This window comes from Nostoc sp. NMS9 (assembly GCF_017114995.1).
GTDB lineage: Bacteria > Cyanobacteriota > Cyanobacteriia > Cyanobacteriales > Nostocaceae > Nostoc.
The window spans coordinates 1-23,706 of record NZ_JABXKL010000107.1 but is presented as its reverse complement, the minus strand read 5'-3'; the positions used below and the strand labels follow the sequence as shown (position 1 = coordinate 23,706).

The 23,706-nt window shown below is 41.9% G+C and carries 16 protein-coding genes; 4 read left to right on the top strand and 12 right to left on the bottom strand.

Going from position 1 to position 23,706, the window contains the following annotated elements; translation table 11 throughout:
- Nucleotides 1-286: 286 nt before the first annotated feature.
- The 3 genes from HWQ40_RS34715 to HWQ40_RS34705 form a co-directional block, all read right to left on the bottom strand.
- A complete protein-coding gene (locus tag HWQ40_RS34715; RefSeq protein WP_292787032.1) occupies nucleotides 287-2,050 on the bottom strand; it encodes a Rieske (2Fe-2S) protein in 1,764 nt (587 codons plus the stop codon).
- A gap of 772 nt (nucleotides 2,051-2,822) precedes the next feature.
- Nucleotides 2,823-5,276 carry an ATP-dependent Clp protease ATP-binding subunit gene (locus HWQ40_RS34710; RefSeq protein WP_292787029.1) on the bottom strand — a complete coding sequence of 818 codons (2,454 nt, stop codon included), beginning with the start codon at nucleotides 5,274-5,276 and terminating at the stop codon, nucleotides 2,823-2,825.
- 94 nt (nucleotides 5,277-5,370) lie between these two features.
- On the bottom strand, nucleotides 5,371-5,505 hold the full coding sequence (locus tag HWQ40_RS34705; RefSeq protein ID WP_292787027.1) for a hypothetical protein: 135 nt from the start codon (nucleotides 5,503-5,505) through the stop codon (nucleotides 5,371-5,373).
- Between the two features lie 79 nt (nucleotides 5,506-5,584).
- On the opposite strand from HWQ40_RS34705, the gene HWQ40_RS34700 reads away from it, so the two are divergent.
- Complete coding sequence (locus tag HWQ40_RS34700; protein WP_292787025.1) at nucleotides 5,585-5,881, top strand: DUF3288 family protein; 297 nt, start codon at nucleotides 5,585-5,587, stop codon at nucleotides 5,879-5,881.
- 573 nt (nucleotides 5,882-6,454) lie between these two features.
- On the opposite strand, the gene HWQ40_RS34695 is transcribed toward HWQ40_RS34700, so the two are convergent.
- Nucleotides 6,455-6,946 (bottom strand): neutral zinc metallopeptidase, encoded by a 492-nt coding sequence (locus HWQ40_RS34695; RefSeq protein WP_292787023.1) that lies wholly within the window; start codon nucleotides 6,944-6,946, stop codon nucleotides 6,455-6,457.
- Nucleotides 6,947-7,550: 604 nt separating this feature from the next.
- Between HWQ40_RS34695 and HWQ40_RS34690 the strand changes: the two genes are divergently transcribed.
- Nucleotides 7,551-8,417 (top strand): hypothetical protein, encoded by an 867-nt coding sequence (locus HWQ40_RS34690; RefSeq protein WP_292787021.1) that lies wholly within the window; start codon nucleotides 7,551-7,553, stop codon nucleotides 8,415-8,417.
- 378 nt (nucleotides 8,418-8,795) lie between these two features.
- On the opposite strand, the gene HWQ40_RS34685 is transcribed toward HWQ40_RS34690, so the two are convergent.
- Together HWQ40_RS34685 and HWQ40_RS34680 are read right to left on the bottom strand one after the other, a co-directional pair.
- The gene (locus HWQ40_RS34685; RefSeq protein ID WP_292787018.1) at nucleotides 8,796-10,310 is read right to left on the bottom strand and encodes an MlaD family protein; all 1,515 of its coding nucleotides are present in this window, start codon (nucleotides 10,308-10,310) and stop codon (nucleotides 8,796-8,798) included.
- A gap of 94 nt (nucleotides 10,311-10,404) precedes the next feature.
- The gene (locus HWQ40_RS34680) at nucleotides 10,405-11,187 is read right to left on the bottom strand and encodes an ABC transporter ATP-binding protein (RefSeq protein ID WP_292787016.1); all 783 of its coding nucleotides are present in this window, start codon (nucleotides 11,185-11,187) and stop codon (nucleotides 10,405-10,407) included.
- Between the two features lie 690 nt (nucleotides 11,188-11,877).
- Between HWQ40_RS34680 and HWQ40_RS34675 the strand changes: the two genes are divergently transcribed.
- Complete coding sequence (locus tag HWQ40_RS34675) at nucleotides 11,878-12,915, top strand: low specificity L-threonine aldolase (RefSeq protein ID WP_292787014.1); 1,038 nt, start codon at nucleotides 11,878-11,880, stop codon at nucleotides 12,913-12,915.
- Nucleotides 12,916-13,604: 689 nt separating this feature from the next.
- On the top strand, nucleotides 13,605-15,809 hold the full coding sequence (locus tag HWQ40_RS34670) for an ATP-binding protein (RefSeq protein WP_292787012.1): 2,205 nt from the start codon (nucleotides 13,605-13,607) through the stop codon (nucleotides 15,807-15,809).
- Nucleotides 15,810-16,014: 205 nt separating this feature from the next.
- Here HWQ40_RS34670 and HWQ40_RS34665 read toward each other — a convergent pair whose 3' ends face one another.
- From HWQ40_RS34665 to HWQ40_RS34635, 6 genes are all read right to left on the bottom strand, one after another.
- Entirely contained in the window at nucleotides 16,015-16,680 is a 666-nt protein-coding gene (locus HWQ40_RS34665; RefSeq protein ID WP_292787010.1) for a hypothetical protein, read from the bottom strand.
- 48 nt (nucleotides 16,681-16,728) lie between these two features.
- Nucleotides 16,729-18,213, bottom strand: coding sequence for a sulfite exporter TauE/SafE family protein (locus HWQ40_RS34660; protein WP_292787008.1), 1,485 nt, complete (start codon nucleotides 18,211-18,213; stop codon nucleotides 16,729-16,731).
- Nucleotides 18,210-19,622: a hypothetical protein gene (locus HWQ40_RS34655; protein ID WP_292787005.1), complete on the bottom strand. Its 1,413-nt coding sequence runs from the start codon at nucleotides 19,620-19,622 to the stop codon at nucleotides 18,210-18,212. The genes HWQ40_RS34660 and HWQ40_RS34655 overlap by 4 nt, the downstream gene beginning before the upstream one ends.
- Before the next feature lie 5 nt (nucleotides 19,623-19,627).
- A complete protein-coding gene (locus HWQ40_RS34650; RefSeq protein WP_292787003.1) occupies nucleotides 19,628-20,824 on the bottom strand; it encodes a DUF4331 domain-containing protein in 1,197 nt (398 codons plus the stop codon).
- A 596-nt stretch (nucleotides 20,825-21,420) separates the two neighbouring features.
- Nucleotides 21,421-21,840, bottom strand: a complete 420-nt coding sequence (locus HWQ40_RS34640; protein WP_292787001.1) for a thermonuclease family protein — start codon at nucleotides 21,838-21,840, stop codon at nucleotides 21,421-21,423.
- Between the two features lie 135 nt (nucleotides 21,841-21,975).
- Entirely contained in the window at nucleotides 21,976-23,244 is a 1,269-nt protein-coding gene (locus HWQ40_RS34635; RefSeq protein ID WP_292787000.1) for a GAF domain-containing sensor histidine kinase, read from the bottom strand.
- Nucleotides 23,245-23,706 lie beyond the last annotated feature (462 nt).

Here is a 23,706-nt window from a genome sequence, read left to right as displayed (position 1 = left end):
GGGTTTTCTTTTTTTATTCTTTTATTCAGAATAACCGGAAAGTGACAGAAGAGGGTTATAGCCGTAGCCACTAATGTTAGGACAGTGTTGATTGCTCAAAACCTTGAAGCAACTGGGTTTCTACTCAGCACTCAGCACTTTGCTATAAAACACGCTTTATATCTCAATAGAGTTCAGAATCAGCAACAAAACCCCGATCTATAGACGCGATAAATCGCGTCTTGAAAGACCAACGATCTACAGTTTGGGATGTAATAAGATACAGTTCAAATTCTCCACTTTTCGGTCATGATTCCTCAAATAAGCGAGCACCCTGATGTAAACGTTCTGCAATTTGATAAGTTTGTCCTTGAGATCGCATTGTCGGAGAATGAGCGGCTAAATACCGAGACGCAGCCACTAGTATATGAATTCCAGCCGAAGTTTGACCAAGGAAAGAATACTGACGAAAAGCGGCTTCTATTTCTTGAATGACATGAAAATCACGGTTTTCTCGTAGCATCAATTTCCCCAGTTTTGCCATCAGTCTTTCAGCACTACCACCACTGTATAAATAATTAGCAACTAATTGCCCTGTCTGGTTTACTTGCTGCTGACGGTTTAATAAATCCGGTAGCTGCTGGAGTAATTGTTCGGGATTTTCCCCGATGTCTTTAGGTTCTGGCAGCCTTGCTGGTGGGACATTCAAAAAACGATTTAAATATACACTCATCGCCGCATCAAACACACCTCTTAGTAGTTCGACTGTTGGTACTCTTCGTAAAGCTTGATGTACGGCATTTGCAAACGTAAATGGATGGTGGGCTGAATTCCAATCTCCAAAGTCATTATTAGTGTGGAAACGAGCTATTCGTAATGCTGCTGTATAAGTAACTACACTAGCTAATTGTTCTTCAGTACAACCTGCTGCCAGTGCATTCAACAGCGAGTCTGCGATCGCTTGTGGGTCTTCACCCAATAAAATTGGTACTAGTTCATCTGTTTGTGACCAACTTCCTTGTCGACATTTTCCCACACTTAATACAGTCGGTAATTGCTCAAATGCTGACTCTAATATTGCCACCAAATCTACAGGGTAGCGCCAGGAGTTGGATTCTTCCATCCGAGAGGCATTGGCTAAACCTGAAACTAGGCTAGCCAGAATTGATTCTGCCGCTTGCCAAGCTATAGTATCAAGTGCTTCTAATGCTTTATTGATAAAATCAACCGTATGCCCAACATCAAGATAGCGACGATCCGTGGCAGCACAGAACAGCATATCTGCTATTTGCTTTGAATTAGCTCCTGAACGAACAGCAGATACTAAACATCTTTGTGCCGCTTCAGTATCCCGTACCTGAATAAATTGGCGAAACCAGTTTTTGAGAGTCGCAAAATCTACTTTAGCGTTGGGTAATGGGTGAACAACAAACTCTGGTGGCGCACCCGCACTATCATTAGCTACTGCCGACAGTCCGTGGAATAAAGCACGGGGTCTGTCTTCTACATCGAGATAAGGTAGTAGATTCATCATACAGGTATGGATAGTCAAACCTGTACTCCAACCCGCTTTGTTATAACGAGTGCCAAATTCTAGCCCCATGAGAAATGGTTCTGTCGGGTTCACCCCCATATCTAATAGTGCGAGCGTTGATTTTGCAATCACTAAAGAAATATTCTGCTCTAAACCGTCTTGCAGACGTTGGCGGTGGTGAGCATGAGGATTAACTGGTGGTGCTAAATTTACCCAAACTTCACCATCACGGATTTTTACTGGGAAACAAGGAACATCATCTGCCCACGAGTCAAACGTTCCACCGCTAGCAAGGTCAAAGCGGGCATAATGCCAAGGACAGGTAACAATACCATCTTTGCAAGTGCTTCCTTGTAAGGGAAAGCCCATGTGAGGACAACGGTTATCAATTGCGTAAACTGTATTATTTGAGTAAAACAAAGCAATCGTATGCTTTTCTTTGTGGACTAACAAGCTGCCTGCTGCCTGAACTTCTGCAAGTTGAGCAACACGGATATAATCGTCTGTTTTCGTCGCATCTTCAAATATTTGAGTCATTTAATTGCACATAGGTAAATGTCAAAACCCTTATTTCTACTCTGGCAAAGTTTTTCAAATTTGAGCATTTGTGCATTCTAATTTTTGTTAACTAGTACCAATTCAAAAAATAGACCTCTTGCAAAAGTCCCCTAACACCCCACCCCCAACCCCTCCCCGCAAGCGGGGAGGGGAGAATTTGACGTAAGTCAAAGGCGGGGTGGGGTTCTTTTTTTGATTTATGCAAGAAGTCTAATGTTTACGACAGATAACCCCGCCCGCGCTGACGCGCACCCTGCCTAAAGCATCGTGTATACACAAGTCTGAAATAGCTGAGAAATTCACGATTATACCCCACCCTAACCCTCCCCTTAGAAAGGGGAGGGAAGTAGATTTTCCGGTTTCCCTCCAATAAACGGGGGGATTAAGGGGGGTAATTCGACTTCTGTATACACCGTAGCCCCAAAGCATCGGGGAGGGTTGGGGAGGGGTATAATTATGAGTTTGTCATGGGTTTGACTTTCAAAATTACCGATATATAAGTTGCACCTGCGGAATCTGGGATAAATAGTCTCTTATTGCTATATCCTAAAACTGATTATAGACAGGGGATAGGTGGCTATTGCCTACTCAAAAGGAATCGCATAAAAAACCCCTAGCATTTCTACTAGGGGTGGAAAATAATACCATTTCACTTGATGTTTGTCTGAGATGACCCTGTTTGTGCCTCTGCTCTACGCAAGAGGCTGGAGTGTTTCTCAAATATTACAGTAAAAAGCGATCGGGTATAAAATTAACCAACATTTGCCAAGAGCAATTCTCGTTTTTCTGATTTTTGTACTCTCACTTGAGAGTCATCATCAACATCGATAAGGGCTGTGTCTCCATCTGTAATTTCACCAGACAGCATTGCTTCAGCGAGAGAATCTTCTAGGAGGCGCATAATTGCCCGACGTAATGGCCTAGCGCCGTAGCTGGGGTTATAACCCTCTTGTACCACAAGCTCTTTGAAGCGATCGCTAACTTCTAGGATAATTCCCTTTTCTGTCAAGCGGCTAGCAACATCGCGGAGCATAATTTCGGCGATTTGCTTAACTTCATCCTTGGAAAGCTGGGTGAAGACGATAATCTCATCAAGACGGTTGAGGAACTCAGGACGGAAGTAAGCTTTCAATTCCTCATTTACCAAGGTGCGGATGCGGTTATAACTAGCGTCGGCTTGAGTGTCGAAGTCAAAGCCTAAACCACTACCACCTTTTTCAATCACCTTGGAACCGATGTTTGAAGTCAAAATGATCAGGGTGTTCTTGAAGTCAACTTTCCGACCTTTGGCATCAGTAAGATGACCATCATCCAAGAGTTGCAGCAGCATATTGAATACATCGGGGTGTGCTTTTTCGATTTCGTCGAATAGCAGCACTGAGTATGGTTTCCGGCGCACGGCTTCTGTAAGTTGTCCGCCTTCGTCGTATCCTACATAACCAGGAGGCGAACCAATCAGCTTGGCGACGGTGTGGCTTTCCATGTATTCGGACATATCTAGCCGAATCATCGAGTCTTCCGCGCCGAAGAAGTAGGAAGCTAGTGCCTTCGCCAATTCTGTTTTACCAACTCCAGTGGGGCCAGAGAAGATAAAGCTAGCAATGGGACGATTAGGATTTTTCAAGCCAACGCGGGCGCGACGGATACCGCGAGATACAGCCGAGACTGCTTGCTCTTGACCGATGAGCCGCTGATGCAGAGTGTCTTCTAGATGCAAGAGCAACTCTGACTCAGATTCAGTTAGCTTGTTAACTGGTACGCCAGTCCAAGAGGCAACGATTTGGGCGATGTCTTCTTCGTCAACTACAGTCGAGTTGACAGGTTGCTCGTTTGGTGTAAACGTTGCTTGCAGTTGTTCTGCGAGTTTTAACTCTTGGTCGCGCAGTTGTGTAGCTTTGTCAAAATCTTGGACTCTGACTGCTGCTTCTTTTTCTTTGGTAACGCCAGCGAGTTCACGCTTCAGTTCTTTATTGGGAGAACTTTGGGAGTTCCGCAGACGAACGCGAGAACCAGCTTCATCAATCAAGTCTATTGCCTTATCGGGCAAGAAGCGATCGCTAATATAGCGGTCTGATAATTCTGCGGCTGCGACAAGTGCCGCATCCAAAATTGTGACTTTGTGGTGCTGTTCATAAGCACCGCGCAAGCCGTAGAGAATTTGTACGGTTTCCTCTACCGATGGTTCCCCGACCTTAATTGGTTGGAAACGACGCTCTAGGGCGGCATCACGCTCAATATGCTTACGATACTCATCCAGGGTAGTTGCGCCGATGCACTGGAGTTCACCCCGTGCTAAAGCAGGTTTAAGGATGTTGGCTGCATCCAAACCGCCTTCTGTACCACCAGCGCCAACCAAGGTGTGAATTTCGTCAATTACCAAGATGATATTGCCCACAGTGCGGACTTCTTCCACGACTTTTTTGATGCGTTCTTCAAAATCGCCACGGAAGCGAGTTCCAGCTACCAATGACCCCATATCGAGGCTGATAACTTGCTTGTCCTGTAAGGTTTCGGGAACATCTTGGTTGATGATTCGTTGAGCTAGACCTTCTGCGATCGCAGTTTTACCAACTCCGGGTTCTCCAATCAACACTGGATTATTCTTAGTGCGGCGACCGAGAATTTGGATTGCCCGCTCAATTTCCTTCTCACGACCAACTACGGGGTCGAGTCTGCCTTCTTGGGCTAATTTGGTCAAATTTCTGCCAAATTCTTCCATTGTTAATGGTTGGGTACGCTTTTGACTACCACTACCAGCAAAAGCTGGTGCATTTTCACCCAAACGGCGAACTATGGCACTGCGGACACTCTTGAAGTCAACCCCTAGATTTTGCAGTACTTTGGCGGCGACACCTTCACCAGCCTCGGTTAATCCTAAGAGTAAGTGTTCAGTGTTTATGTAATTTTGTCCTAGACTGTGAGCTTCTTTAAACGATTGCTCGAAGAGGCTTTTTACTTTAGGAGTAAAAGGAATTTCTGGTGGTACAAAGCCAGAACCCCTACCAATAATTTTTTCTACCTCGCGACGTGCATCTTTGAGGGTAACGCCTAATTCAGCTAGCACTTTAGCAGCAACCCCAGTTCCTTCTCCCATCAAACCCAGGAGAATTTGCTCAGTTCCTACGAAGTTATGTCCCAGGCGACGTGCTTCCTCCTGAGCTAACATAATTACTCTAATGGCTTCGGAAGTGAAGTGTTCAAACATAATGGGTTATTGCTCCCTCGCTGCTTGGACTTTGGGTGAGATAAAATTCACCCTCATCTAAAGTTTTTTGTATTTTCTTAAGAACAATGTAACTTTATTTAAAGTTAAGTGGCAGTGGTGAGAGCCGTAAGACATCAGGTGTACTTGCCGTCTTAGTAGGAGTGCTGAGTGGAGTACGGAAAAAGTCAAGAGTTGCAAAGTTGACAGTTAAGATTTCGGTATTTGACAATTTTCTTTTGTCTGTTTTGTTTTCCACTGTCAGCTAAACTTAAAATTCAGGACTTAGCACTCTAAACTCAGGACTGACAATGACTGAAGCAACGGCCGGTAAAGACCAACAACATCCACTTTATAACCGCGATCGCCCCCTTATTGATATTTTACTCGCTCAAGAGGCGACAGACTATAACTTAGCAGAATTGGCTAGACTGCGAATGCGCTATCAAGGGTTTCCAGGGGCGAGAGACATCCAACAAGACCTAGATAAAGTCTTGCAGCAGTGGGGTTTGACCGAAGCCGAGCTTTTTGAGAAAACTCGTCAAATTCACGATTTGGGGGGAATTTACAAAAGCCGTGGCAAGAAAGATGAACAGGATTGGAATTAGTTATGGGGAATTGGGCATTGGGCACTTGTTACTGAGCGTTTGCGAATGCGTCTCCAAGAGTTGTATTGGGTATTTAGTTATTCTTTTCCATTCCTAACTTCTGACTCAGCCCTGGAATAATGATCGCTAATTCTGCGCCTTTGCCTAATTCAGATGTCACTGTGAGTTGTCCACCATGTTTTTCTTCTATAATCTACCGGGAAGTGGCTAATCCTAAATCAGCACCTTTACTTCCTGGCTTAGTGATAAATAAATAACCAAATAGTTTTTGGAATATTAAAATAAACCTTGCGATCGCTATCTCGTTTCCAGAACGAGATGAGTTTAGACAAGTGTTCTTGGAAATAGTCTAAATCGATTGTGGCGATCGCTTCCTCAATTTCTGCTCCCTACTCAGGAAAGCTTTGCCAATAAAGCTAGATGGCTGCCAGAGAATCATAAAAATTGAAATACAGCAGATTTCAAGGAAAGTGAGGTACACAAGCGAAGTCTGTTACCCAAGTATAAAGCGTATTTTACTCCTGTTAGCACAGCGGGGCGTAGCCCATTCTGAATTCTGAATTCTGCTGTATGTTAGGAATTTGTCTTGGCAAAAGTATTACATTTCTGAGGATCGCCCGTTTGGATACCTTGTTTAAACCAACGAACCCTTTGGGCTGAACTACCATGTGTAAAAGATTCTGGCACAGTATAGCCTCTAGCTTGTTTTTGCAAGCGGTCATCTCCAATACTGCTAGCTGCGTTCAATACTTCTTCAATATCACCTGTTTCCAGAATTTGCCGTGAGCGTTGAGCATGATTTGCCCAAACGCCTGCAAAACAGTCTGCTTGTAATTCTAATCGCACAGAAAGCTGATTTGCTTGCGTCTGATTCACTTGGTTCTGCAAACCTCTAACTTGCTGCGAAATCCCCAGTAAATTTTGGACATGATGCCCAATTTCATGAGCAATCACGTATGCTTGAGCAAAATCTCCAGGTGCCTGATATTGAGTCTTCAAATCGCGGTAAAAACTCAAGTCAATATATACCTTTTTTATGTATCGATCTCGTCTGCCTACAGACAAAGCATAAGTAAAGGACAGTCAGCCTTTAGGAAGGTTTTGTTAAACAGGTTGTCCATCAAATCACACAGAATTCCCGGACTTCTTATAGGGAAAACCACAGTAAGAACAGAAGCGAAATTTCAAAGAAGTAATTTGCATTCCATAACCAAGCCGTGAGAATTTAGGATATGAACATGGGGGAATGTCGTTATGTCTGCGTTGGACATACACATGTAGTTGAGGCTGTCCCGTGTCACTCACTAATAATAATTCTGCATCAGTTAGAAGTCTTTCGTCTTGGTGTATTCACTTTTTGCTACTTAGAATTACTTATAATAATTATTACACCTGTACCGCTTGCTTTGCTTGGGTGGCAAGAAATGCGGTATTCAAAGAAATGTTACGAATACTGCCACCCGCCACATTTAATATCTGTATAAGAATGGCTATTGTTTAGCAAAATGACTTGTACCGTTGAGGGTGTTATTGCCTACCTAATGAGGGAGAGAATGTATTTTATTACTAAAGATAGTTTTGAGTTGAACCAACTCGTATTTAATATAACATGTACTGAAGAATCAACTTTGTCAGTGATTAATCTTTCCCCTGCTACCAAGGAGTAATAATGGCTTTAATTCAATATCAACGTGCTGTAGGCGTATTTACTCATCGGATAGATGCAGAACAGGCAATACATGAGTTGAGAGATTCTGGCTTGGCGATGGAGAAAGTATCTGTAGTTGTACAAAATTCAGATCGTAATCATGAGAATGCCGATAATGAAGTGAAAGAGGGCACTGGTGATAAAACTGACGAAGGTGCAACAGTAGGAGGGCTTTCAGGGGGCGCTGTTGGTGGGTTAACTGGTTTATTAGTGGGTCTTGGGACTTTAGCAATCCCTGGAGTTGGCCCAATAATGCTGGCTGGGGCGGCGGCAACTGCTTTGGTTACAACCCTTGTTGGGGCAAGTATTGGTGCTGCCACTGGGACTTTTGCTGGTGCATTAGTTGGTTGGGGAATGTCGTCAGAGCAAGCTAGAGCATATAACGAGCGAGTAGAGGACGGACACTATTTAATAATCGTGGATTGCACATCTTTTGAAATTACTAAAGTAGAAGAAATACTACAGCGTTGGGGTATTGAAGAGTTTGGCATTTACGAGCATCTCAACAGTGAATATGAAACTACAAATTATCTGACCACAACGACTTCTGCTACTGCCATTCCTAATAAAAGTGGGATGATGTCTAAATATGGTGTTAGTTGCTTTAATAACATAGATAATGCTGAAGCGGCAATTAAGGATATGTGTATCGCAGGTTTTTCATTAAACCAGATTTCCTTAATTTGCAAAGACTTTTCTCAATTGGTTGGCTCAACAGGCATTAATTTAAGTGAACGCTTTGACGCTATGAGGTTAGGAATAGCAGATGAGTGGGCACGCTTTTACAATGAGCAAATAGAGCAAGGCAATTACAATACTTATCGTTAGTGGCACAGATCATGAGCAAGATATAGCTAGGTCTATTCTGTGTAATTATGGGGTTCAAGAGTCTCAAATTTATGACCCAATGTTAATTCGTTCTTAAAAGCGGGTGCTGTCATTAATAGGAGCAAACTTATTTGAGTTTTGGAAGATACAGCAGAATTCAGAATTCAGAATTCACAATTCAGAATTCAAGAGTAAAACACGCTTTATACCTGGGTAACAGACTTAGCTTGTGTATCTCACTTTCCTTGAAATCTGCTGTATCACTGAGCAATGGGTTTTGCAGCCTGAAAACTTTACTATGCAAACAATCGACACCTTTCAAGGTTATAGCGAGTGGTGTCGATGAGCTTCAACACATTCACCTGACAGTAAAATATCTTACTTAAAATTTTCAACAGTTTGGCTTTGCTCAGGGTCAGCAGTGAGCGAAGCTGAAGGGTCAACCTGTATAGCCTCTTTCTCCGTCTCCAGTTGCTCCCGTTGCTTGCCATACTCCCGCAGCTGCTTCAAAAGGTTTTCTTGGGATGAGTTCGGGATAGACGGACTGGAAATTGGTTGAAGGTCGGTGTTGGTACTTGCAAAATTAGCCGCTGAGGGATTAATTTCATAGACTGGTAGCGACTTGTCATTAAACATCGCCTGTTGGGTTGGTGCTGGGGTAGGAATTAGATTCTTTGGTTTGCTCACAGCAGCTTTTACCGAATCTAGAGTAGTAGCAACCTGCACTTGTTGCTGCATCTGTTGTGTAGAAGATACTAAACCACTTAAACCATTTACCAATTGCCGCAGATTTTTACGGAAATTAGGATCTCCTGTCAATTCATCTAAATCAGATGTAATTTTTTGGGTATTTTCAAAGGTTACTCGTGCTGAATCTAAAGTTTGTTGCAGCAACACCGTATTCTTGGGATCGTTTAAGGTTTTAGAAGCATCACGTAAATTAGCTGAGGCTTGGGCTGCATTTGCTGAAAGCGTTTCTAAATTGTTGAGTAATTCTCCTTGAGTCAATCGATTGACAGATGGTGATAAGCTACTGACTGTAACACGCAATTGGTTGCTGGTTTCGGTGATATTGTTCAACGCACCAACCAGCGTCGAACGATTTGTTGTCAACAAATTATCCAAATTGTTTAGCAATCGATTTGCTTGAGTTGCAGTTGCACCGAATTTATTTACTGTTTGATTTGCAGATGCATTAAGTTGGTTTGTCGCCCGTTGCACTGAATTAGCCGTAGCAGAAAAGGTATTAAGTTGTAGTCGTAAGCTTTTGGTCAAACCTTGTAAATCCTGACTTAGCTCAGTAAAACTGGATGCTGCACCTGTGGTAGTTTCTAGAACCCTATTGAGATTTCGATAAAATTTTGGATTATTGTATGCACCGGCTAGCTCAGTTGAACTGCGAATTAGTGCATCAACACTGATGCCAACCTGACCTTTTAAGCGAGAGCCATTACAGACGATGAGGCTGGTATCACAACTTTTATCTAGGGGTTTAGCAGTCACAACCCCAGCAGGCAAGGTTGTTCTTGGTGTGATGTCGATAATACTTTCGCTAATTAACCCGCTTTGATTAGCTTCCACCACGACATTACGGGGGATAATGAGGTTAGTTTGGGGAATTTCAATCTCTACATCAATGGCATTTGGCCCTGGTCGAAGCTGGGAAATAGTTCCTACCTTAACGCCACGATAGCGAACTGCTGCTCCCTTTTGCATTCCACCAGCGTTAGCAAATTCTACAATAATTTTGTATGAACGGCCAGCAGCAGTGAATCTATTTAACCACAGAAAGAGTAATCCAAATACCCCTAGTCCTAGCAGGAGTAATAATCCCACAGAACCTTCTCTAAATGTTCGCCCAGACGCGAAGCGACTTGTCATAAGACCTCGCATTTTTTTGCCTCCACCAACAACCAATAACCAATTAGGAGTTAAAAGTTAGAAGTTAGTAGTTAAATTTAACTCCTTACTCCTCACTTTTAAGTTTCTAGCCGGCGACTTTAATCGGGCCTTGAACACTTCCACTGATAAATTGTCTGATCAAGGGATGTTCTGTGTTGTATATTTCACTAACTGTACCTTGCCACTGCACTTTACCTTCATAGAGAAATATAAGTCTATCAGATGTACGGCGGATAGTGCTGTCCTGGTGGGTAACAACGGCGTATGTACTACAAACTCCATGTAAACATTGCAAGTGGCGGATTAAATCTTCGATTACTGTCGAGGCAATGGGATCGAGTCCGGCCGTTGGTTCGTCGTATAGTAGAACTTCTGGCCCTTCACTGGGACTATCAGGGTTAGACATAATTGCACGGGCAAAACTCACCCGTTTGCGCATTCCCCCAGAAAGTTCAGCTGGGTAGAGGTGGCCTATTTCTGGCAAACCAACCATCTCCAATTTTTCTTTTACCAAATCTCGGATGCGCGATCGCGCCAGCTTTGAATTTTGATAAAGTAAAAATCCTACATTTTCCTCTACTGTCAGCGAATCAAATAGCGCCGCCTGCTGAAACACCATACCAATGCCAACCTGCTGGCCACCATCCTCAATCAAACCGTCTCGCCGCACTCCTTGCACATAAATTTCTCCTTCATCAGGACTAAGTAACCCCGCTACTACTCGTAAGATAGTTGATTTCCCAGTCCCTGATGGGCCAATAATCCCCAGTGCTTCTCCCCGGTAAATGGTCAAGTCTACATTATCTAGAACTTTATGGCTACCAAAGGACTTAGAAACACCTTTCAGTTCAATCAATGGTTCAGTCATTAGTTATTAGTCATTGGTCACTTGTACTGAGCGTAGTCGTTGGCACAGCCTCTTGTAGAGAAGTATTGATCGTTGGTCATTAGTCACTAGAAAATAAACAAATGACTACTGAGAACTAACAAAGGACAAATATGCCAAATAGTGATTTCATAGTTATTTGTAGGACATTGTATAGTGTATTATAAGTACATAATTAGCATTCTGATTAGCAAACTTTATTTTTTTACCATAATATTTAGTTATTGGCGATGTTTATCGTCTCAAAATATCTTCAACGCAAGGCTGCGAAAACACCGTAGTAATTAAACATCTCAGTGATGTGAAAATAAGATTCCAGTTTTCTGTAGACATCACCAAAGTCATTTAATAGTATTACTATACTACTTCAGGTTATAACTAGTTGAGATAAAAGTTACAGGAAAAAAAGCTAATTAAGTAGGTTGATACAAGATATAAAAATCAAAAGGTTCAGACTTCCGGTTTTTTATATAAGTCAAAAACCTGTTTTCCATAAATTATTAAGTATAGCTATAAAAAATTATTTTTATTCCATCCAAAGTTATTGTAATTAGCATAATTATTAGATAATTGGAGAGGTTAATAGCATTATCTGTCAATCTTAAAATTGGCAAACTCACAAATTATTTACTATTATTGTAACAATGACTGTTAAAAATCAAAGTAGAAATTATGAGTAGCCAATTAGAACAGTTTGCAAGTGATAATTCCTCTGGTATTTGTCCTGAAGCACTGGAATATATGATTAGGGCAAATCAAGGTAGTGTTCCAGCTTATGGAAATGATGAATGGACTCAAAAAGCAACAGATTATTTTCGGGAACTCTTTGAAATTGATTGTGAAGTATTTTTTACCTTTAACGGGACAGCCGCAAATTCTTTATCTTTAGCTGCTCTGTGTCAATCATATCACAGCGTCATTTGCCATGAGACATCTCACATAGAAACAGATGAATGTGGTGCACCTGAATTTGCATCTAATGGCTCTAAACTGCTACTTGCTCACGGTAAAAATGGCAAACTAACATCAGAAGCTATAGAGTCAATTGTCACTAAACGCACTGATATTCATTATCCCAAACCTAAAGTTATTAGCATTACACAATCAACTGAATTAGGAACTTTATATTCTATTGAAGAACTTTTAAGTATTAAAGAAGTTGCAAACAAATATAACTTAAAGATTCACATGGATGGCGCTCGTTTTGCAAATGCAGTTGCCGCTATGAATAAAAGCCCTGCTGAAATTACTTGGAAAACTGGAGTGGATGTATTGTGTTTTTGTGGTACCAAGAATGGAATGGCATTAGGTGAGGCCATTCTTTTCTTCAATAAAGCGCTAGCAGAAGATTTTGATTATCGATGCAAGCAAGCAGGCCAGCTAGCTTCAAAAATGCGGTTTATTTCGGCTCCTTGGTTGGGTTTATTAGAAACTGGTGCTTGGCTAAAAAATGCCAGACATGCTAATCAATGTGCTGAATACTTAGAAAATAAACTATTAAACATAGAAGGTGTTGACTTGATGTTTCCTAGAGAAGCCAACGCCGTATTTGTAAAATTACCTGAAGAAGTCGTTCACAGCTTAAAAGCCAATAACTGGCAGTTTTATACATTTATAGGTGTGGGAGGAGTACGTTTTATGTGTTCTTGGAACACTACTCAATCAAGGATTGATGAGTTGATTGATGATATTAAAAACGCCAAAAAGTAAGCGACTTAGCCTACTTGTATCATGTCCGCATAAGTTAGTTATGATTTCCCATAGTCATTGCACCCCACCATTAAATCTGACTTTTCACGGGATGTGGAAAAGTCAGATCAAATGTTGTTTTAGGATTAGAGAAAAATTCGTAACCGCGTTTGCGATTGCAAGTCCAACATTGCTTGTAACTTTTAGCACCGAATTTCAATTACTGTACCGTATATACTGTGCTTTGTCCAGAATCCTTTATGAGCAAGCTTTTTGAGACTTAACGGGAAAAGTCAGGTCTAGGAGAAAGAAAAAGGTAAGAAATGCATAAAGTGTAAAGTATTGTTGCACAAGCGTTTCTTTTAGGTGCGACCTTGCAACACTTTTGCTGGGTTGTACCAGTCGCAATTGGGGGAGCCAAACCAATGCTACTAACAAGGTTATCTAATACTGGTTCGCTAGTAAGTAGTAGGCACAATTAAAACGAACTGTGTAAACTTATACAAAATACCAGAAACGCTTTGAATATAAGCTTTTAAGCGATTTAGATTTCTTAATCTAGTTGTATTTTTTTAGCGCCCACCTACTTATTGCGCCTTTAAGCTTGTATATAAAATTTATAAATTTTCTCAAAGTAGATTTTATAAATCAACAATATCCTTCATACTTTAAAACAGTAATCCTACGTAAAATTTAAGGAAGGGATGCCAATGACATCTCTATTACAGCGACTAAGTGCAGAACGAAATCGCAGATTTGTAGGACGTGGGCGGGAAGTGGAGCTATTTCTTGATGCGATCGCATCAACAGAATTACCTTTTCACATTTTGCACGTTTTTGGGCCTGGCGGTGTGGGCAAGACAACCCTCATGCAGCAGTTTTTGCGGTTTTGTGAACGGTCAAAAATATCAACTATCTACGTAGAAGGGCGTAATATAGAAGCTGCGCCAGAATCTTTTGTTAGCACGTTGCGTTCGTTGATGGGATTGAATGAATCAGATTCTCCTTTGGATGTGCTAGCCCAAAGACAAGAACGGAATGTAATTTTAATTGATACCTATGAAGCTATTACCCAGCTAGATGAATGGTTGCGAGAGGTATTCTTACCCCATTTGTCTGTTAATACTTTAATTGTGATTGCTGGACGCAATCTCCCCTCATCTGGTTGGTGTAGCGATCCAGGTTGGCAAGCTTTGATGCACACCTTGCCCCTACGCAACCTTACCCCAGAAGAAAGTCAAACTTATCTCACCACACGAGATATTCCCACCACACAACACCAGGCGATTCTAGAATTTACCCACGGACACCCTCTAGCATTATCTTTGGTTGCTGAGGTGTTTGCTCAGGGAAAAGAAATCTCTTTTCAAGCAGAATCTGCTCCCAATATTGTTAAAACACTGTTGTCAAGATTCATCAAAGAAGTGCCAACGCCCGCACACCGTATGGCTTTAGAAGCTTGTGCGGTGATCCGGCTGACTACCGAAGCCGCACTAAATCAAATATTGGCTGTGCCTCAAAATATTTTGGCTGGTGAAGCTCACTCTTTAGGGGAAATATTTGATGTTCACGATTTATTTGAGTGGTTGCGCGGATTGTCGTTTATCGAATCAGGGCAATTGGGTTTATTTCCCCACGATTTAGCACGCGAAGTTTTAATTGCTGACTTACGTTGGCGTAATTCGGAATTATACACGGAATTACACCACCGAGCACGTCAATATTATACCAAACGACTAGGACAAACCCAAGGGCAAGAAAAGCATCGAGTCCTACTTGATTACATTTTTTTGCATCGGGATAACTCGGCGATTCGATCCTGTTTCACCTGGGGTGAGCAAAGTAGTTTATTGACGGACTCACTACGGGAAACTGACAAAACCGCACTGCTGGGGATGGTGGCAGAATATGAAGGCGAAGAATCAGCAAAAATAGCAGCTCGCTGGTTGAAGCGCCAACCGCAGAATGTAGTAGTATTTCGTGACTTGCACTCCGAACCTGCGGGATTTGCAATGATGGTGGCATTGCAGACAGCAACTGTTGAAGATTTGAGTGCAGATCCGGGCGCTCTGGCATCTTGGCAATATCTCCAAACCCATGCACCATTACGCCCTAGTGAAGGTGCAACTATTTTCCGCTTCTGGATGGCGCGGGACACCTATCAAGCTGTTTCCCCCACCCAAAGTCTAATTTTCATTAATTTTGTGCAGTATTTTCAGAAAACACCGGGGTTAGCATATACCTTTCTACCTTGTGCCCAAGCAGATAGTTGGACAGCAATGTTGAACTACTTCGACTTAACACGACTTTCTGAAACTGATTTTACAGTTGAGGGAAGACAATATGGTGTTTATGGGCATGACTGGCGAATTGTCTCACCTGCCGCATGGCAGGAAATTTTGGCCCGAAAAGAGGTTACAACTGCCGGAGAATCTGTAGATAATACTCCAGTCGGTGAACCTCTATTAGTTCTTAGTCAACCAGAATTTGTGGAGGCGGTGCAGAATGCGTTACGTAACTTTAGTTGTCCCGATGTATTACAGAATAATCCATTAGTGCGATCGCGAAGCGTGTATGAAGTAATCTCGCGCAGCGTGGAAGAACAAGTTACCACAAAAGCAAGTATGAGTGAGAGTTCAAAGGACACGCAAATTTCCGAGAAGTTGTCCTCTGGACACCTACGCGAACGCGTTAACGTTTTACAAAATCTGGTGAAACAAGCAGTTGAATCTTTACAATCATCGCCGCGTGACGAAAAACTCTATCGCGCTGTTTATCGAACTTATTTGAATCCCGCCCCCACCCAAGAACAAGCAGCTGAGTTGCTAAATTTGCCTTTCAGTACCTATCGCCGTCATCTGAAAGCTGGGATGACGAGAGTTGTAGATATATTATGGCAAAGAGAAATTAGCTAATCAGCGAAAATTACGAGTGCTGAGTGGGAAATGATTTTGCTAGGGAGGATTATTAAAGACTAAGATTGAGCCAAAAAAGTTTTTCAGCTTGAGACAGGCTAATTTCAAAGTAGCCGATTATGCACAAAGCAGTTATTAAAAAGATGAAGGTAAATCGTTTCATATTTTCCTCAAAATCAAATTTTCTGACAAACTCATCAGGAGGTTAGTTTACAGATTTTAGCTTTTTCAGGTTGCGCTTTAGTATTAAGCTGCTACCAAAAATACCAAAGATAACCGTGCTGGCAATTGAAGAAGGTTCGGGTACTAGTGTAATATTGCCAGGGCCTATGATGATATTGGTAAAAGTACCAAAACTGTTATTGCTATTATCAAATCCAGTAGTGACTAAAAAGTATTGATTATTGGCAGTTAAGCTCAAGCCGTTAAAACCAGATGTGCCCTCATCTGGAAAAGGATCATTCCCACTGAGTAAATTAACTAATGGGGTAGTTGGATTGAAGCTGTTCTGGTACAAGAACTGGATGCCCAAAAATGCTTGAGAACCTGCAATATTATATGAGCCAGTAGTATCAACTAAGAAAGACTGGCTGTAATAAGGAACGGCAGTACCATTAATAGAGAGTGATGTGGGTGGGTTAGTACCACCTTCAAACCCTTCCGTTTGAGGACGGTTAAAAGTTGGTAGGTTTGTTGTGTCACCTGAGTATGAAATGGTGGATGCCTCAGATGGCAGGATAACACTTAAAGACAGAGCGATGGCTACGCTTGCCGCAGGCATCGCAGCAGAGGCAATACGGATAGAATGCTTTATGCAGAGGGGAAGTAGATGATTTTCCGCAACAGTAGATTTTTTAATTGTTTGTGACATCTGGGTTTCAGAGTTATTTTGACAAAATTCAGTACTCAGCACTTTGATTTAGTTCCAGGGATGAGCGAGTAAAGCCTGGGAAGTAATGCCTAAGCCAATTATGGTGATACAGAAGGCGCTTGCCACTGGTAACATTTTTATCCTGGGTATCTGAAGTGACAAATGCTCAAATCGATCTTTGGCGTAAACCAGTATTAAGCCGATTCCAGTTAGTACTGCTGCTAGACCTAAGCTAAAGGCAGATACCAGCGCTAATCCAAAGCCAATTCGCCCCATTGCGATCGCACTTAGCAACACTACTAAGGCTGAAGGACAAGGTAACAAGCCGCCCGATATTCCCAGCGCTAGTAGGCTAGACCACTTCATAGAAGCACCGTGAGGCGGTAGATGTGAATGCTCATGATGTACATGGTGATGGTGATGATGCAAGCCATGGCTGTGTTGATGGCTATGTACATGATCATGTGAATGAGAAACCTCAGTCCCTTGCAATCGACTGATAAATAAATTCAGACCAATTACAGTTACCAGCACACCAGAGATTACACTTAACCAAGGGTACAATTGCTCTGTCAAGATGAACTGGGATGTGCCAAGAGTGACCAGCCCTAGAGCAAATATGCCAGCAGTATGGGTAATCGTCATAATCAGCCCCAGGAATAGGGCGTGTTGGGCGTTACTACGGGAACCCACCAAATAAGCACCGACTATCGTTTTTCCATGACCAGGGGACAGGGCGTGTAAACCACCCCATAAAAAGGCGATCGCTAGAGCTATTAGGATAGTCAGGAAATTATGATTTTCCTGGGTAATCAGGCTAGTAAAAACATCGTTGCTTCTTCCTGTCAAAGCATTATCTAAACGGCTGGATGACTTAACAGACGGTGGAGGCGCTTGTTCACTCAATGTCAGAGACGGATTGAGTTTAAAGTCAATCCGACGTTGGTCGAGAGGACTGCTAAGTAACTCAGTGGGGTAATCTCTCAAGCGGTTGGTAGTACTCAAAGATGTGAAATCACCTTGAATGGGAACGCCATTCGCAGCCACAGTAATCTCACGCCAGCCCAAGCGCTGTGGATAAAACTGATCTTCAAACTCGATTAACTGATTCGCGCCTACTAACTCCGTTGTCCCCTGAAAATTACAACTCAGCCGCAGTGTAGATAATCCTCCTACACCTGGAGGAAATTCGACTGTTGATTTGCTCAAAGACAGTGCTAAAGGCTGTTTATCGATCAACAGTTCCAGATGTGAGTTGACTTCCTGGCATTTTTGATCGGGGTATCGAACCGTCTCTACAGGTTCAGCTTTGCGATCGCGATTAATATCTAAGTGATTAATCTCCTGAAAAGCAGGAATCTCTGCCATGTCTAGAACATAATCAATTCCCACACCATCTGGTGCTACTTGCACTCCTGCGTAGTGATTGATGGTAAAATTGCCTAAAGGATGGGCATCTGCCTTCGGCATCCAAAATAAACATATTGCGATAATTGCAGTACTCCAAGTCAAGTAATGTAGCAGCTTTTTCATAAAGAACTCCCTATAGCGTTAGCAGTGGGAAAAGAGACAGAGGGTACTAAGTTAGCCAAGACTTGACGAGCTTCATCAGCATACTTGTGATGAAATTGAGGATTGAGGTTAACAGCTTGAGTTAGTCGCTTTATTGCTTCCTCACGCTTACCTAAGTGAAACGCAATCATGCCAGCATGAAATTGCAGCAAAGCATCCTCTGTTCCGAAGCGAGTTGCCCGTTGTGCTGCCCTTTGCGCTTCTTGCCATTCCCCATTAGCCGCAGCTGCCCAAGCCAACGTATCCTCTGCATATACATCGTCTCGCACTGCCACTTCACTACGGGCAATTTGTAGCGCCTCTGGTAAGTGGATTCCATGTTCAGTGTAGTAGACAGCCAAAGCGCGATCGTAGATTCCTTTAACCTTGCTCAGGTAAGCGACTACCCCGATTAAATCTTCAGTTTCAGCTGCGCCTTCCTGGTCTCCCAGAGCTAGTTGAGCATCAGCCTTATACCCCAGCGTTTCTACCAACGGCATCAGTTCTATACCCTGGTTTGCGATATTTAGAACATCCTGCCATCGATGCTGTGCCGCATACAGGCGGGTCAATCCTGTAAACGCAGCTATATGCCGTGGGAAGAGGTCAAAAGCTTCCCGATATCGCTGCTCAGACAGGGCAAAATCGCCGACTGCAAAAGCCAGATCCCCAGTCCGCACATGAAACCAAGCACGAGTTTCTGCGCTCGTCGTGTAGAAAGAGTCCATCTCCTGCATGGCCTCATCTAGCAGTTGTCGCGCTGAGGCGAGATTGCCAGTTAACTCTAAGTAACGAGCTAAAACCGCGTTATGACCAGAGTTCGATTCTTCCTCAACAAGGTTTTGCAAGAGTTGATGAGTTGCTTCATAGTCACCCAATTCCATCTGAATTGATGCCCTCAGCGAGACAATATTGGGATTGTCAAGAGATGAATTATTTAATACATCTAAAGCCGATCGAAACTGATGTTGAGATAGTAAAGCTGATGCTAAGAGCATGGAAGAAACATCATTATGGTGCGGCTGTAGTACTAGGGATCTACGTGCCGCTTGTTCTGCTCGTAACACATCGTCTATATCTCCAATTTCTCGAAAGCGCCTCAAATATTGATCGGCTAACAGACGTAAAAATATTGAGGAATCGGGAGATTGGGCAACTTTCTCCTCATAGACGCTGATAATATGCGATCGCTGTAAATAATCGGGGAAGACTAAATCTGACTGCTTTCCTGGTAATATCTGCCTAGAATTAACAGTCAGCAGTTGCACAGCAGAGGAATATGTGTCTAACTTACCATTGGTGTAGCCTAAACTTAGCGCTTGTGTATCACAGGGTCTTAGTAAAACCAGTAGGCTAGTCAGCACTAACACCCATAGTATTTTTAGATGCATAAACCTTACAAAGGATTACCTAAATAAGGGAACTCAGAAAGAAAGTTAGCATTATTAGGCCCAACATTATCGCTAGTCAGCCCCGGAATTTGGCCTGTAGAAATGCCTGTAACTGCATTACCAAAAACAACAGATGCAGTCACATCAATTACGTCATCTTTTGGTCTTCTACCACCAAAATTTTTGCCTAACTGAGTACCAAAATAACTACCACTAGCTTTAGAAAGGTCAGCTTGGATCACATCAGGAATCGCCACTGAGATCACTGCATCGGCTATGCCTTTAGGTCTGCCGATCGCTTTCACAAAGGCTTGAATGAATTGGGATTGATTGCTAGCGTCTTTGGTTGGTGTCTGAAGATTACTATTATTATGAGCTTTAAAGTCCATAAAAAGTTCATTCAGGGCTGGAACTGCTAACCGCTCAATCTGAGCAAAATGACCGTTTCTGAGTCTAGGAGTTTTAACACTAGTTGTCATCCAAACACCAATCTTGCCTTTACCAAGCAGTTTCCTGGGTAGCTCAGCAATAATTGAGTGAACATTGAATGGGGCTAGAGTGTCTTTTGCTTGTCCAGGTGGTCTAAAGGTAAGAACTGTGAAGGGAGGACTGGGATTAGGCTGAAGGCTATAGTTTCGATCCGGGATGATTTTGAAGAACTGTTCCAAATCGAAAAAGAACGGGTCTTTGCGTGTCCCAACAAAGAACTTCATACCGTTATATGCGGCGAATGTTTGGTTGAGTTGCCCTGTCCAACTTACTGGCAGCAAAGCTGACTCTGTTCCTACTGTGGTTGGACGACATGGGCCGCGGACTGTCACAGTTTGCTGTGAGCCTTTACCATTTACATTGAATTGGAGTACGACATCTTCAATACTGTCGCCAGTGTTATCAATCTTGAACTGATAAAGAACGTTTGGATCGAATGGTCTTTTTTCACCAGAAACGATCAGAGGGTCGAAATCCATCACTAAGACAACATTTTTGGGGTTTGTCGGACTCTCAAACACAAATAAATCTGTGAGATCCGCAGCAGTCAGCTTAGTGGCAAGAAAAGTTGTGTCCTGGTGGTCTGAAGCCAAAGCTTTAGGAGTTGCATAGGTTAGCACTACCAGCAAAATAGCGATAAATGCCACTACGGGACGAAAAAAATTAGTAGATTTAGTCCAATATAGCGATCGCTTGATGGAAATAAATACCATATTTTGGACTGTTTTATCTATGAGTAACCTGCTTTCAGTTGATATAAAAGAGGTGATACTCCGAGCATTTATTCTCATAGTTGCCCTTTTTGAGGTGTTTAGCCTCTACTGTTAGTGTGGAAATAGGAAGTTGATTTGGATTTCAAAAAAGACTGCGGCTATTACCGAAGCGCTCCACAGCTTATTTGCTCTTACTACTCACTTTCCAGACCAAAACTTGCTCATTTCTTGCTCACCCTTATCTATATTGATTTTCTGCTAAGTAATAAAAATTCCATTCGGACTTTTTGATTACTTGTGCTGATTTCCATCAATAAAGCCCTCATAAAATCTCTGAGGGCATTGATAAATATCTATGTCACTCATCAAGTGGGGAAATGTCTTTTCCCCTGTCTGTGCTTGGCAATTTCTTTACGGTTGCGTTTTTCAATAGGCGTTTCAAAGTGATGATGTTTCTCATCTCTGGAAAAATCCCAGCCGAAGAACGTGGAGTAATTAGGTTTTTAACGTTTCAACCACCTTATCCACAAGTTCCATTGGCTCAATGTGCTTGGTAATAAAAAGTTGAAACCCTGCTTTTAAAATATGGTGTTCATTTACAATTTTGATTGTTGCCACAATCCCAGGTGCTTATTTTTAGCATTAGCTTCTGCAATTAAAAATTGGGTTTTGCTCTCGTAGCAATTGTGTAAAGACTCTTGGTCAACAACGGCATTACCTGACTCTACCAAAAGGAGATTTACTGACCGATTATCTACAAACACTTCACCCGCTGGGCGATCATTTTTAAATTGTTCTGTGCTTCTAATCACGACAGGAGTTTGAGGTGGTAATAGCTGTTTTAACCTTTGTGTTGCTGCTAAACCATAGCGCTTGTCAGTTGCCTCTGGTGCATTAATACACGCTAACTTGACTATAGTTGTTTGTCCTGCATTATCTTTAACCAAAATTGTGTTCCCGTCTGTAACACCAACTACTGTACCTAGCACCAACATTAGTTGAAGTAATTCCATCATTTTATATGTAATATTTTATGCACAAATAGAATTTTATTTCGGTGCTTAGGTTACTAGTGTGATTTAGCTCACAAGTTGCAAATAAAAGTAATAAATATTATTATTGCAAACCTGGCATTTATATCAATCAAAACTTCATTGAAGAACTACAAGTAATTGAACACTCACAGTAGTTCCTGTCAAGAGGTTAGAAGAGATTAATAGTTCCCCACTATGAGCATTGACGATGCGTTTAGTAATAGCAAGTCCTAACCCAGTGCCACAAGGTTTTGTAGAGAAGAATGGCTGAGAAAGTTTGGCGATAACTTCCAATGGGATTGGCTCACCGCCGTTATGGACATTAATGCAAACTTTATCTGTATGAGAACAATCTACTTTCAATTTAACAATATCTTCTGCTGCAACTGCTTCGCAAGCATTGCGAACAAGGTTGATAAATACTTGTTTAAGTTTGTCCTTATCTCCCAAGATTGTTACCGTAGGTGATGCCGGAATAAATTCAATTTGTCGTTCTAGAGCTTCTGGCATTTCACGAATGCATACAAGCAACTCATAAATAAATTCATTCACGTCCAATTCACAAAGTTGCAAAACTTGAGGCTTGGCGTAGAGCAAAATTTCACTCAATAGACGTTCTAAACGACTAGCTTCACTCAGTGCCAACGCTAATCGCTCTTGAGCAGATTCAGTTAAAATGGTTTTTCGGAAATATTTCAATCCCATGATCATTGTAGTCAAAGGATTACGAATTTCATGCACAATCATAGCGGCAAATTCACCAATTGCTACCAGTCTTTCTTGTTCTAAAAGCTTGGCTTGGGCTGCTTGTAATTCTACGGTGCGTTTTTCTACCTCAGCTTCTAGAATATGATTAAATTTGCACTGTTGTTGATAGAGATGATAGTTATCAATTGCTGTTGCAGCTCGTTCAGCAAACAATTCCACAATTTTGATGTCTTCTTTTGCAAAATCACGTGGTAGATGATTAAAAGAACAGATAGTACCAATCACTTTACTTTCAGCAGTCCGCAATGGTATCCCTAAATATGCGCAATAACCTTCTGGGGCCTGTCCATACTCTGGGTGTTTTTGAGCATCTCTTACTGCTAATGATTGACCCATTTTGATAACAGTACCAGTTAGTAAACCATGTAGTGAATAAACATGTTCGCCTTCGCCCATTTCAAGGCTACTGGCTAGAACAGTTTCAAACCCCTCTTGGCAAAAGGTAACAACTGTCCAATCAACTCCAATGAGTTCGCTGACTCCGCAAGCAATGTTGTGCAAATAGCTACCCAGTTCGCCAGTTCGATAGTTCAAAGAAGATAAACGCGCTATTATTTGCCGTTCACGATGCCAAGTTTGCTTGTGCAACAACATTTCGTCATCACTGGTTTTGCTCATGGATACCTATTGCATGGGTTTTGAAGCCTGTTTCCGCAAGCTTGGTTTGGGTAGCCGCGATTTTTATCGTTAGATACAAGATATGAGTTGATAGAAAGATTCTACTAGAGATATCTGCTATTTGTATACAACAAAATTATGAAATTTTACTTAACTAAATTTAAATTTATACAAGAATTAAATAGGTAAAAATAAGCGGTATTATTGTCAGCAAAGTTAAATAATTCTAGAAAATTATGCTTGGTTGACTTCAGTCTGTTACGTTCACGATGATGTAATTGTATTTATTCATACTTATAACAACTGCGTACTGAAAGTTTAGATTTTGCTGAAAAATCCATAATAACTTTCTAAACAAAATATTAGCTTTTTAGAGATTAATCCTTAGATATCCATAATTTTTAGACTAAGTAAGTCGGCGGGAAAATTTACAAGTATGTAACAAAAGCTTAATTAGAGTCA